This window comes from Bifidobacterium apousia, from assembly GCF_007559275.1.
Classification (GTDB): Bacteria; Actinomycetota; Actinomycetes; order Actinomycetales; family Bifidobacteriaceae; genus Bombiscardovia; species Bombiscardovia apousia.
Genome location: NZ_VMHK01000001.1, coordinates 499,624 through 512,002, shown reverse-complemented (window position 1 = coordinate 512,002; position 12,379 = coordinate 499,624). Strand labels below are relative to the sequence as shown.

General features: G+C 63.7%; 10 protein-coding genes. 5 read left to right on the top strand and 5 right to left on the bottom strand.

The features are described from left to right. The first annotated feature begins 32 nt into the window (after positions 1-32). The 4 genes from radA to FPK30_RS02035 all read left to right on the top strand — a co-directional run bounded on the left by radA (position 33) and on the right by FPK30_RS02035 (position 4,073). Positions 33-1,439 carry a DNA repair protein RadA gene (gene radA / locus FPK30_RS02050; protein WP_144085065.1) on the top strand — a complete coding sequence of 469 codons (1,407 nt, stop codon included), beginning with the start codon at positions 33-35 and terminating at the stop codon, positions 1,437-1,439. 123 nt (positions 1,440-1,562) lie between these two features. Then, entirely contained in the window at positions 1,563-2,426 is an 864-nt protein-coding gene (locus FPK30_RS02045; protein ID WP_101432761.1) for an ABC transporter substrate-binding protein, read from the top strand. Between the two features lie 25 nt (positions 2,427-2,451). Then, a complete protein-coding gene (locus FPK30_RS02040) occupies positions 2,452-3,309 on the top strand; it encodes an amino acid ABC transporter permease (RefSeq protein ID WP_144085064.1) in 858 nt (285 codons plus the stop codon). Beyond that, on the top strand, positions 3,306-4,073 hold the full coding sequence (locus FPK30_RS02035; RefSeq protein WP_144085063.1) for an amino acid ABC transporter ATP-binding protein: 768 nt from the start codon (positions 3,306-3,308) through the stop codon (positions 4,071-4,073). The genes FPK30_RS02040 and FPK30_RS02035 overlap by 4 nt, the downstream gene beginning before the upstream one ends. A gap of 21 nt (positions 4,074-4,094) precedes the next feature. Here FPK30_RS02035 and ribF read toward each other — a convergent pair whose 3' ends face one another. The 5 genes from ribF to nusA all read right to left on the bottom strand — a co-directional run bounded on the left by ribF (position 4,095) and on the right by nusA (position 11,033). Then, positions 4,095-5,228 (bottom strand): bifunctional riboflavin kinase/FMN adenylyltransferase, encoded by a 1,134-nt coding sequence (gene ribF, locus FPK30_RS02030; RefSeq protein WP_144085062.1) that lies wholly within the window; start codon positions 5,226-5,228, stop codon positions 4,095-4,097. A gap of 119 nt (positions 5,229-5,347) precedes the next feature. Beyond that, positions 5,348-6,406, bottom strand: coding sequence for a tRNA pseudouridine(55) synthase TruB (gene truB, locus FPK30_RS02025; protein WP_144085061.1), 1,059 nt, complete (start codon positions 6,404-6,406; stop codon positions 5,348-5,350). Next, complete coding sequence (gene rbfA, locus FPK30_RS02020) at positions 6,390-6,893, bottom strand: 30S ribosome-binding factor RbfA (protein WP_045925129.1); 504 nt, start codon at positions 6,891-6,893, stop codon at positions 6,390-6,392. Before rbfA ends, truB begins: the two co-directional genes overlap by 17 nt. Positions 6,894-7,022: 129 nt before the next feature. Next, positions 7,023-9,791: a translation initiation factor IF-2 gene (gene infB / locus FPK30_RS02015; protein ID WP_144085060.1), complete on the bottom strand. Its 2,769-nt coding sequence runs from the start codon at positions 9,789-9,791 to the stop codon at positions 7,023-7,025. Between the two features lie 183 nt (positions 9,792-9,974). Continuing rightward, complete coding sequence (gene nusA / locus FPK30_RS02010) at positions 9,975-11,033, bottom strand: transcription termination factor NusA (protein ID WP_101432768.1); 1,059 nt, start codon at positions 11,031-11,033, stop codon at positions 9,975-9,977. A 140-nt stretch (positions 11,034-11,173) separates the two neighbouring features. On the opposite strand from nusA, the gene FPK30_RS02005 reads away from it, so the two are divergent. Further along, on the top strand, positions 11,174-11,986 hold the full coding sequence (locus FPK30_RS02005; RefSeq protein WP_144085059.1) for a hypothetical protein: 813 nt from the start codon (positions 11,174-11,176) through the stop codon (positions 11,984-11,986). Positions 11,987-12,379: the final 393 nt, after the last annotated feature.

Here is a 12,379-nt window from a genome sequence, read left to right as displayed (position 1 = left end):
TCCTCGTCCCTGAATCCCGATAGCGTGCAGGTATGGCCAAGACGACGACGCAATACGTATGCACGGAGTGCGGATGGACCGGCGGCAAGTGGTTCGGACGCTGCCCGGAATGCGGCCAGTGGGGAACCATCGAGGAGTTCCACGAAGCCCGCGTGGGCGCAGGAGGGGGCTTGTCCTCCTCAGGAGGCAGCCATACGGCGCCTACACCTCCAAAGACCGGCCTGGCCCGGCCCATCACCAGGGTGGGCACGGACCAGGTCAGGCGCATCCCCACGGGATTCGAGGAGTTCGACCGGGTCCTGGGCGGGGGCATCGTACCCGGATCGGTCATCCTCCTTGCCGGCGAGCCGGGCATAGGCAAGTCCACTCTCCTGCTGGAGACCGCCGGCCGCGTAGCCGACCGGGACGGCCAGGGAGGCAAGGTGCTCTACCTGTCGGGTGAGGAGTCCCAGGCCCAGGTACGGATGCGGGCTAGTCGGGTGGGGGCCCTCAAGGACTCGCTGCTCCTGGCTTCCACAACCGACTTGGCCACAGTGCTGGGGCTGATCGAGCGTGAGAAGCCGGCGCTGGCCATTGTGGACTCGGCCCAAACCATCGTCTCCAACCAGGTCGACGGCATTTCCGGAGGCTCCACACAGGTGCGTGAGGTGGCCATCAGCCTGATCGACATGGCCAAGTCGCACGACATCCCCATCCTCCTGGTCGGCCACGTGACCAAGGACGGCTCCATAGCCGGGCCGCGGACCCTGGAGCATCTGGTCGATGTGGTCTGCCAGTTCGAGGGCGACTCCCAGACCGCCCTGCGCCTGCTGAGGGCCGTCAAGAACCGGTTCGGCCCCACTGACGAGGTGGGCTGCTTCGACATGAGCGAGCAGGGCATCGAGGAGGTCAGCGATCCCACCGGGCTCTTCCTGTCCACGGCCGGGCAGGAGGTGGAGGGCACCTGTGTGACCTTCACCCTGGACGGCCACCGCAGCCTGCCCATCGAAATCCAGGCACTGGTCACCTCCTCGGTTCTGCCCACGCCCAGACGCAACACCAACGGGATCGATGCCAACCGCCTGGCCATGCTGGCTGCGGTGCTCTACCGTCACGGCCGGGTCAACCTGCTGACAAGGGACCTGTATGTGTCCACCATCGCCGGCGGGCTGGCCAAGGAACCCGGATGCGACCTGGCCATCGTGGCCGCCCTGGCCAGTGCAGCCAAGTCCCGGCCCATCCAGCGCACGACCTGTGCCATGGGCGAGATTTCGCTGACCGGACAGGTCAGGCCTGTGCCTCAACTCAACCACCGGCTCCAAGAGGCCGCTCGTCTGGGATTTAGGCGAGCGCTGGTCCCGCCCGATCGGCATTCAGGAGGCCGCAAGCCCATCCAGGGACTGGAAGTGATCGAGGTCACCTATCTGGCCGAGGCCCTGGAGGCTCTGGGACTGGTCTGAACCAGTGGCCGCTGGTCCCCTATCGCACCCTATGGCGCTCACCTGCCGACTCGTTAACCTGCCGGACTAGGATGGAGTCGCCGGAAGACCGACACCCATCACCATCGCGAGGAGCAGATCAGCATGACCATCTTCACCAGGAAAACCATACGCAGGCTGACGGCGGCCGCACTCACGACAGTCACCCTCATGGCCGGCGCGGCCTGTGGCTCCTCATCAAACGACAGCGGGCAGTCAACAGCCAAGCAGGACACCAGTCAGCAGACCATCCATCCCGGCACCCTGACCATTGCCACTGGAGACCCGGCTTATGCCCCCTACGTGGTGGGCAACAAGCCCGAATCCGGCAAGGGCTACGAGGCGGCCGTGGCCTATGCCGTAGCGGAGAAAATGGGCTTCGACAAGGCGCACGTCACTTGGACCAGGACCACCTTTGATGCCGCCATCGCCCCAGGAAGCAAGGACTACGATCTGAACATCCAGCAGTTCTCCATCACCCCGGAGCGTCGACAGGCTGTGGACTTCACGCCCAGCTATTACAACTCCACCCAGTCGCTGGTGGTCAGAAAAAACTCTCCATATGCTTCCGCCACCTCCCTTGCCCAGATCAAGGACGCCAAGATAGGGGCCATGGTCGGCTCCACCTCCTACGAGATGGCCCACAAGCTGGTCAAGCCTGACATCGATACCTTCAACGACGACGTGGCCTCGTCCCAAGCCTTGGATGCCAACCAGATCGACGCGCTGGTCGTGGACACCCCCTCAGCCGTGACCATGGTCGATTCCAAGCAGGTCAAGGATGCCAAGATCCTCGGGCAGATCAAGGGCTCGCAGGACCCGGAGGGCATGGGCATAGTCCTGCCCAAGGGCTCCAAGCTGACCCCGGCCGCTTCCAAGGCTGTCACCGCCCTGAAGAAGGATGGGACCTTGGACAAGCTGCAGAAGCAGTGGCTGCACGTCTACACCTCCCTGCCTACCCTGGGCTGAGAGAAGAAAGGAAACCTTGTCGTTCATGGCCCCCTCGGCACAGGACGCGGTCAGCGATATCCAACGGGAACGGGAACGCTACGGCCGTCGACAGAATCTGCGCTCCGTGGCGATCAGCATCGCCAGCACGCTTGTACTGGCCCTGCTGATTGCCCTGGGGCTGCACGCCTCACCTGGCTGGCCCCGAGTCAAGCAGTCGTTTTTCTCCGGCGCCTACTTCGCCCAAGCCTTCCCCAAGGTCCTCCAGGGGCTCTGGCTCAATCTGGAGGTGCTCTTCTTCGCAGTCATCGGCGTAGCCCTGCTGGGCACCCTGCTGGCCATGATCCGCACCAGCCGGAACCCGCTGCTCTTTCCCCTGCGGGTGCTGGCCCAGGTCTATACCACGATCATGAGGGGCATCCCTATGATTGTGGTCCTCTACCTGATCGGCTTCGGCATCCCCGGACTGGCCATCTTCAATCGGATTCCGGCAGCCCTGCTGGGCACTGTGGCGATTATCCTCTCCTATTCGGCCTATATTGCCGAGGTGCTGAGGGCCGGCTTCCAGGACGTCGGCCCCTCCCAGAGGGCGTCGGCCCGCTCACTGGGCCTGACTTCGGGGCAAACCATGCGTCTGGTCGTCATCCCCCAGGCCCTGCGCAAGGTGGCGCCGGCACTGATGAACGACTTCATCTCCATGCAGAAGGACGTGGGGCTGATTTCGGTTCTGGGAGCTGTGGACGCGGTCCGGGCGGCCCAGATCATCGTGGCCACCTCCTACAACTTCACCCCCTATGTGGTGGCCTCAGTGCTCTTCATCGCCACTTCGGTCCCCTTCATTCTTCTCAACGACTGGTATTCCAACCGGTTGCGCAAGCGCGAACAGAGCGGAGGCATGGTATGAGCGAACAGGCAGGCGCCAATCAGGACCAACCGGTGCTCCGTCTGGAGGATGTACGCAAGACCTACCCTGGGGGCAACCAGGTCCTGCGCGGCATCTCCATGACCATCATGCCCCATGAGACCGTGGCTCTGCTGGGCCCATCCGGCTCGGGCAAGTCCACCCTGATGAAATGCATCAACCTGCTGGAGACCGTCAACGACGGCAGGATCTGGCTGGGCGGCACCGACATCACCGATCCGCGGATCAACCAGGATGCCTGCCGAGCCAGAATCGGCGTGGTCTTCCAGCAGTTCAACCTCTTCCCCCACATGAACGTCCTGAAAAACGTGACTCTGGGGGCCATCAAGGTTCATGGCATGCCCAAGGACCAGGCCAGGGAGCGGGCCCTGGAACTGCTGGACCGCATCGGCATGAGGAAGAAGGCCGGAGCATACCCCGACCAGCTCTCCGGCGGCCAGCAGCAACGGGTGGCCATCGCCCGAGCGCTGATGACCGACCCGGAACTGCTCTTGCTGGATGAGATCACCTCAGCCCTGGATCCCATGCTGGTGGGCGAGGTCCTGGCCATGGTCTCGGAGCTGACCGCTGGTGGCACCACCATCCTCATGGCCACCCACGAAATGAGTTTCGCCCATCATGCCGCCAACCGGGTGGTTCTGCTGCTGGACGGTGTCATCGCCGAGAACGGGACGCCGCAAGAGGTCATGGACGAGTCCGAGAATCCGCGCACCAGGGAGTTCTTCAGCCACTTCCGAGGGCTGTGAGTTCCCAGGTTCCTCCAGTATTCAGTTGGCGGTAAACGCTCTTTCTGCCGCCTTGGTCAGCTCCAGGGTGCGATCGGCGTCCAAGGCCAGCTGTCGTTTGAGGGGCTCCTCGCCCGCATACCGATGCTGACCGCGCAGGCGGCTGAGAAACTCCACGCGAACTCGGTGGCCGTACAGATCCACCCAATCCGGCCGCACGGCGTTGGCCTCCAGGACTTGTGGCATATGCTCACCCGGGGCCAGGAAAGTCTCCTTGGTGCCGATGGAGATAGCGGCAGGCATCCGCCAAGGCGAGCCCTGAGCCAGCCGACCCTCACGGCCCTCCGGCGTGGCCATGGGATCCATGGGCAGCCCCAGGTCAACCAGCCAGCCCGCATAGACTCCATCAGCGGGCATCATCCCCTGGCTGTCGGACGCAAGATTGGCAGTCGGAAATCCCAAGCGGCGTCCCCGCTGCTCCCCATGCACCACTGTGCCTTGAACCATGTGAGGCCGACCCAGAATATCCAAGGCCGTATCCACGTCACCGTCCTGGATCAGTTGCCGAAGGTGGGTACTGCTCCAAGCCCTGACCTGATGTCGCTCCAGGCCGTCAGCGTCAGGCAGCGTGCAGTCGCCGGGGCCCTGGTCGTCCACGACTTCCAGGTTGAACAGTCCGGTGTCTGCTAGGGCGCCGATGGCTCCGATGTCGCCGCTTCGCCCTGCGCCCATTCGCGCATCACGGCCCAAGACCAGGGTCCGCATGGCCAGCCGTTCGGTAAGCTGCTTGAGGAAGAACCGATAGGATTTGGCCGCAAAGGCCAGTGTGTATCGTACCACCACAACCTGTTCCAGCCCCAGCTGGGCCATGAGCCGCAAGCGCTCCTCCATCGGCATGATCTGATCAGAGTCATGGCGAATCAGATCCGAGGGCGGTTCAACCATGTCATGGCTGTCGGCGTAGCTGTGGACCAGTTTGGGACTGGGGTCGAAGACCAGGGCCATGGGCCGATCCTGGCCCTTGGCCGCGAGCTCGACCACCCGGCGCAGGAGGGCCTGATGACCCTGATGCATGCCATCGAAGACACCGATGGTGACCACACTGGACCGGGCCCCCAAGGTTCCCGGCCAACTGACAATGCCCGACTCATCCGGGCTGACCTGGCTGACCTTCATCCGCTTCCCATCACTTAGTCATGGCGGCCCCCGAACCCGGGCGCCGAAAATTCCTTAAGCACTGTATGCCCACCGTCGCACCCTGGCAAGACCCTGGGGCTCAACCCGAGCCTGCACACTCAGGACTCGGGGTGGAAGACCACATCCGGTTTGGCCCCGCCTCGTGTACTGGGCACTAGGATAGCAGCCAGACGCTGCCTGCCCTCAGGTCCGGCCAGGGCGGCCGTGGGCCCAGCAACCGGCAGATCCAGGAATCCGCCGTTGGCCACTCTGGCAGCCTGGTCGGCATCCAGGTTCAGAGCGGGCATGGTCATGCGTGCTGCCTGCGCCAGGTCAAGCGAGCCATCCAAGATCGCCTGCCGGTCGCGGTCCAGGACCATACGACTGCGGACAACCGTCTGACCTTGTCGGTTCCGGTAGGTGTGAGGGACTACCTGGCCGCCCACAGCCTTAGACGCCAGGCCGGGATTCTCCAAATCGAATGGACCCACGCGAATCCGTCTCAAAACAGTCAGGTGGCCGCCCAGATCCAGCTGCTCGCCCAGATCGCGAGCCAAGGCCCGGATGTAGGTGCCGCTGGAGCATGTCACCTCCACATCCGCATCGACCACTATGGTGCCCTGGTCGGGCAGATCCACACGGCGAAAGTCGAGCAGACGGAAGGATGCAATCCGTATGCGTCTGGGCTCCAGCTTGACCTCCTGGCCTGCGCGAGCCAGGTCATAGGCCCGCCTGCCCTTGACCTTGATGGCGGAGAAGGCATCCGGCACCTGGTCGATCCAGCCGGTGAAGCAGCGATCAATCAAATCCTGCAGACCCTGGGCTGTCAGCTCGTCCACCCTCTGCGCAGCTCCAGGACGCACCGTCAGCAGATTCCCGTCTGCGTCGTCCGTAGTGGTGCCCAGCCCCAGGCGCATGGTGGCGCGGTAGGTTTTGTCATGGCCGACGATGACCGTCAGCAGCCGCGTGGCCTGTCCGAATCCAATGACCAGCAGACCGGTGGCCATGGGATCCAGGGTGCCAGCGTGGCCTACGCGGCGCATGCCGAGGCTGGACCGGACGGCTGCCACCACGTCATGGCTGGTCACACCGCTCGGCTTGTCAACAAGGATGATGCCCGAGGTCGGTTCACCGGCGCCGGACTTTATGCCGTCCGACGGCTCAGCGGTCGGCCTCATCCGTATCCTCCGCCGCAGGTTCGTCAGGGGCGGAGCCCGACCCATCGGACTCTTCCTCGTCGTCATGCCGGTACGGGTCGGGGTCGCCGGCATAGCTGGCATTGACCCGGGCCTTGGCCATGGCCTCGTCCCGGTGACGGGCCGCAGTCAGCACATCCTCGATCTCGGTCGCCTCGGCAGGCACCTCGTCGTAGATGAAGCGCAGCGTAGGCGTCAGCCGCAGACCGGCCCGGGCGCCGACTAGGGTGCGCAGCCTGCCGGAGGCCTGCCTCAGGGCCTGCTGGGCGCGCTTGCGTTCCCCGGCCTCATGACCGGACCGACCCAGCTGGGTCCAGTAGATCTTGGCTATCTGCAGGTCGTTGGTGACCCGAACCTCAGTGACGGTGACCCCTGCCAGGCGCTTGTCGTGCATCTGGGACTCCAGCGCAGAGGCCACGACCCGTTGTATCAGGGCCGCTATGCGTACAGCGCGGGGATTTCCAGCCATCATGATTCCTTTCTCGAACCGTCTGCGACTAATCGTCGCATTCATGGACATCCGCCCCGGCCAGGGAGTACCCGGACCGGGGCGGATCGCCACGAACCCTCCGACGCACAGTCGGATGGCCGACAGGCTCTACTTGCGTTCCACTTCCTGCATCTCGTAGGTCTCGATGATATCGCCAACCTCGATGTCGTTGAAGGAGCCCAGGTTGATGCCAGCCTCGTAGCCTTCGGACACCTCGTTGACATCGTCCTTGAACCGGCGCAGGGAGGAGATCTCCAGGTCGTTGATGGTGACCACCCCGTTGCGGGCGATGCGAGCCTTGGTGCCCCGCTTGACGGTGCCGTCCTGGACCATGACGCCCGCGATGTTGCCGAACTTGGAGGAACGGAAGATCTCGCGGATCTCGGAGTGGGAGGTGGTGACCTCCTCGTACTCCGGCTTGAGCATGCCCTTGAGCGCCGCCTCGATGTCCTCGATGGCGTTGTAGATGACCGAGTAGTACTTGATCTCCACACCCTCGCGGTCGGCCAGATCCTGGACCTGCCGGTTGGGCCGGACATTGAAGCCGATGATGACGGCCTTGTCGACCGTGGCCAGGTTGACGTCGTTCTGGGTGATGGCGCCCACGCCCCGGTGGATGACCTGGATACCGACCTCGTCGGATACCTCGATCTTCATCAGGGAGTCCTCCAGGGCCTCGACCGAGCCGGAGGAGTCGCCCTTGATGACGATGTTGAGCATGTCCACCTCGGACTTGGCGAACTGCTCCTTCAGGCTCTCCAGGGAGACCACCTTGCGGCGCTTGGCCAGCTGAGCGGCACGGGCCGAAGCCTCGCGCTTCTCGGCGATCTGACGGGCGGTGCGATCGTCGGGCGCGACCAGGAAGAGGTCGCCGGCGGTGGGCACCGAAGTGAGCCCCAGCACCTGCACGGGCGTGGAAGGGCCTGCGGCATCCATCTGCCGGCCGTTCTCGTCCAGCATGGCGCGCACACGACCATAGGCCGATCCAGCCACGATGGCATCGCCCACATGCAGGGTCCCCTGCTGGACCAGCACAGTGGCCACAGCTCCGCGACCCTTGTCCAAGCGGGCCTCGACCGTGGCGCCGCGAGCGTCCATGTCGGGGTTGGCCCGAAGGTCAAGATCGGCGTCGGCAGTCAGCAGGACGGCCTCCAGGAGCTTGTCCACGTTGGTGCCCAGCTTGGCGGAGATGTCGACGAACATGGTGTCGCCGCCATACTCTTCGGATACCAGGCCGAACTCGGTCAGCTGACCGCGCACCTTCTGGGGATTGGCTCCCTCGACGTCGATCTTGTTGACAGCCACCACGATGGGCACATGGGCGGCCTGGGCGTGGTTGATGGCCTCCACGGTCTGCGGCATGACGCCGTCGTCCGCGGCCACCACCAGGACAGCCACATCCGTCAGCTCGGCACCACGGGCACGCATGGCCGTAAAGGCCTCGTGACCAGGGGTGTCCAGGAAGGTGATCTTGCGATCCTCCCCGTCCAGGGTGACCGTGGCCTGGTAGGCTCCGATGCGCTGGGTGATGCCGCCAGCCTCCTGGGTGGTCGTGTTGGTCTTGCGAATGGTGTCCAGCAACCGGGTCTTGCCGTGGTCGACATGGCCCATGACCGTAACCACCGGAGGCCTGGGCTGCAGGTTCTTGTCATCCTGGTCCTCGCGTTCTTCGTCCAGGTTGATGTCGAACTGCTGAAGGAGCTCCTTGTCCTCCTCCTCGGCGGAGACGATGCGAATCTTCCAGCCGATCTCGTCGCCCAGAATCTGGAAGGTCGCCTCATCCAGGGACTGGGTGGCCGTAGCCATCTCGCCCAGGTGGAAGAGCACCGTGACCAGGGCAGCGGGGTTGACGTTGATCTTGTCAGCCAGGTCGGCCAGGGTGGCGCCCTGGCGCAGCTTGACGGTACGCCCATTGCCAGCGGGGATGCGCACGCCGCCGATGACGGGTGCCTTCATCTCCTGGAATTCATGCCTCTTGGCCATCCGGTTCTTGCGGGCCTTGGAGGACTTGCCTCCCTGGCGGCCAAAGGCTCCGGCAGCGCCGCCGCGACCACGACCGCCTCGACCTGAACCGCCGCGGAAGCCGCCTGAGGGTGCCGACGAAGCGCCGCCGAAACGGCTGCCGCCCTGATGCGTCTGCTGGCCTGGACGGTTATGACCCCACTGGCCTGGACGGGCGCCCTGCCCGGAACGACCGCCACGACCGTTGCGGAATCCGCCCCGGCCCCTGCGGGAGTCGTTGACGGTGGGCCTGGCCATAGGATGCGGCCTGGGGATGTCCGAAGGCATGGGAGCCTTCATCCCCTGCTTGCGGCTGAAAGGATTGTTGCCTGGACGAGGCGTGGATGCTCCCGGCCGTGCACCATGACGCGCTGCTGCAGCGTTGGATCCGCCGGGACGACCGTTGTTGCGCGACCCCTGGGGTCCGGGCCTGCCCATGGCTGAAGGCTTGGGTCCACGGGACTGGTTGCGCTGCTCATGCTCATGGCGGTTGCCCTGGGGGGCACCGGGCTTGGGGAAGTGGCCACCGGGACGCTGCTGACCCCGTGGCGCGTCGCCACCGGCCGAAGGCCGATGGCCCTGTCCGGGCTTGGGCCCAGGCGTGGACTGGTGGGTGCCGCCGGACTGCGGGCGGCCATGCTGACCCTGGCCGCTTCCATGATTAGGGCTGCCTGGCCGGGCATTTCGTGCAGCGGCCTGGCCAGCGTCGCCCTGTCCCTTCTGAGGGAAAGCGTTCTTGAGTCGACGAACCACAGGGGCCTCGACCGTGGAGGATGCGGATTTGACGAACTCGCCCATGTCCTTCAATTTCGCCAGAACAGTCTTGCTGTCTACGCCAAATTCCTTGGCCAGCTCATACACGCGTGCTTTGGGCACTTACTTTCTCCTTACCGGACCGCGCATATGACCGGCGCGATCACTCTTTGATGACGGCGAACATATCCTGTCTCATCGTGCGACCATGATCGTGTTACCTCGTCTCTGTGCCGGGGCCGACGGCATGAACCACCGGACTCGGGATACCGGATCCAGCATACTCGCGTCGTCGGATGTTTGCTCTCAGGCGTCTTCACCAGCAGCCGAAGCCGATTGTGCCTGCAACTCACGCAATTTTTGCTGGTGGGCCTCCTCGGACTCGATGCCGATCTTCCAGCCGGTCAGCTTGGCGGCCAGACGGGCGTTCTGGCCCTCTTTGCCGATGGCCAGGGAGAGCTGGGCGTCCTTGATAAAGGCAATGGCTGTGCGGTTGGACTCGCTGACGATCTGCACCTGGCGGACTACGGCCGGTGACAGGGCCGCCGCCACAAACTCGGCAGGATCCTTGGACCAGTCCACAATGTCGATCTTCTCAGGTCCCAGATTCTCCATGACGGCACGCACGCGCGCGCCGCCCGGACCGATCAGCGCACCCTTGGGATTGACCCCCTTGGTGTTGGCTCGGACTGCGATCTTGGTTCTGGCCCCGGCCTCACGAGCAATGGCCATGATGGAGACTGCGCCAGAGACCAGCTCAGGCACCTCCCGCTCAAAGAGGCGGCGAACCAGCTCCGGGTGGGAACGTGACACGATGATTTCCGGCCCCTTAAGTCCGCGGGAGACATTGACCACGTAAACGCGGATCCGCTGGCCGTGCCGGTAATGTTCTCCAGGCACCTGCTCGCGGCGGGGCAGAATGGCCTCGACATTGTCCACGGCCACATGCACATTGCCGGGATCGCTGGCATCCTGCTGCACGACTCCAGTGATCAGATGGCCCTTCTGGCCCGAGAAAGCTCCGAAGACACGCTCGTCATCTGCCTGACGGAAAAGCTGGCGGATGACCTGGCGGGCCGTGGAGGCTGCCAGCCGATCGAAGTCCTTCGGTGTGTCGTCGTATTCCTCGCCCAGATCATAGCCCGGTTCAGGTTCTTCTGGCGTGGGTTCGCGAGCAATCTCGTCCTGTGCCCAAATGGTGAAAGTCCCCGCACGTTCGTCCAGCTCCACCCGTGCGTGCTTGGCTGCGTGAGGCGACTTCTGGTAGGCCAGAAGAAGAGCCTCGCTCAGTGCTTGATCCAAGGTCTCGGCATCAATCCCTTGTTCGTGTGCCAGCTGATGAATTTCAGCCAGGTCCAGTTCCATGTCAAGACCTCCTATGAAGTTATTCAGACCGCGCTTCTTTTAGTCTGCAATGCCTACTATTCTAGCCTTTCATGCAGACACAGCCGGTTCCTGAATACCACGGGTGGGCGAGTCGTCGGCCAGCGATCCTGGCACGACGGATGAGGACCGGCATCGCAGTACTTCTGCTGGCCGTCACCATCTCAGGATGCGCACCCTCGGCGGTGCACATCAGCCAGCACGACCCCGACAACCTCCGCCCCACCGCCTGCGAACAGGCATGGACGCGGGCCCGGCAGTCGGAACGGCTTCAAAAAGATCAGCCTGACAGCCAAGCCCAAGCTTGGGTTCAAGCGGCTCGCGAGTGCCCTGCTCGCCTGGACGAAGCTACGGTACACGCAGCCCAGGCTTTGGCGACTTCCCAGAGCGGGCAGGCTGATCGTCGAACAGCTACGTTGAGGCTGGTCCAGGCTGCACAGCGGCTGGATCCGCTGGCCAAGGCGCTGCCCACCGAATTAGCCGATCAGGCCATCACCAGCGAAGACCGTTCCGGATTCGAACTCTCGGTCCTTGCGGCCCGCAAGACGGATGCCGCATGGATGCTGACCCTAGCCGATGCACACACTACTGCGGCGCAGATCCTGGTCGGCCAGGCCAAGCACGATCCCCGGCAGGGGGTCTATCCCACCACTGATCTGCTGGCGCACCCTGACGAGTGCACCGATCCCGCCAACGGAATACAGGCCCCCACCCCTGCCCTGATCGAGATGGATACGGCCCGGACCCTTCTGGCTGTGGGGAGGAAGCTGAACGGCTCCTCAGGCACCATACGAACTGACGCCAGCCAGAACGCGAAAAGCCGCCAAGAGGCCACATCGGCCCTGGTCGACATGATCGTAGCCCACTTGTCCATGGCCATGAACCTCGGCTACCCGGCCACTTCGTCAGCCCTGTTGCAGGCACCAAAGCACTGACGTCTGGGACGGATCCTCCAGCAGCAGGCTGCTCTGATCACACTCTCAGGTCTCCTCATCCGTATATGCGAGCAAACCCTGCCAATGCGTGCGCAAAACCTGATTCATGATGAAGATCGATCGTCAAACACACTAAACTAACCATCTCTTACTGCAGATTTCACGAAACTTTGCGGGTGGCGTTAAAGGTTCAGGCAGTGATATTATAGAACGTGTTCCACAGGAGCATTCCCTAGGAACGCGGGGGGTATGAACCCGTACAATGCAGGGGGCGACCCGGTGCTGGCCATCGCATCGCCTTCTGCATTGGACGGTCTTTTATTTGCTCAGCATCGAAGCTCAGAGCCGTGTCAGACTGCCTGTGGCATTACGCCAGCATCCGACCCAGTCGGC

Coding starts and splice junctions, on each gene's coding strand:
- ribF (WP_144085062.1), bottom strand. CDS start 5,228: ATGAAGGTCAGCCAGGTCAGCCCGGATGAGTCGGGCATTGTCAGTTGG.
- nusA (WP_101432768.1), bottom strand. CDS start 11,033: ATGGAACTGGACCTGGCTGAAATTCATCAGCTGGCACACGAACAAGGG.
- FPK30_RS02045 (WP_101432761.1), top strand. CDS start 1,563: ATGACCATCTTCACCAGGAAAACCATACGCAGGCTGACGGCGGCCGCA.
- FPK30_RS02035 (WP_144085063.1), top strand. CDS start 3,306: ATGAGCGAACAGGCAGGCGCCAATCAGGACCAACCGGTGCTCCGTCTG.
- FPK30_RS02005 (WP_144085059.1), top strand. CDS start 11,174: ATGAGGACCGGCATCGCAGTACTTCTGCTGGCCGTCACCATCTCAGGA.
- FPK30_RS02040 (WP_144085064.1), top strand. CDS start 2,452: ATGGCCCCCTCGGCACAGGACGCGGTCAGCGATATCCAACGGGAACGG.
- radA (WP_144085065.1), top strand. CDS start 33: ATGGCCAAGACGACGACGCAATACGTATGCACGGAGTGCGGATGGACC.
- truB (WP_144085061.1), bottom strand. CDS start 6,406: ATGAGGCCGACCGCTGAGCCGTCGGACGGCATAAAGTCCGGCGCCGGT.
- rbfA (WP_045925129.1), bottom strand. CDS start 6,893: ATGGCTGGAAATCCCCGCGCTGTACGCATAGCGGCCCTGATACAACGG.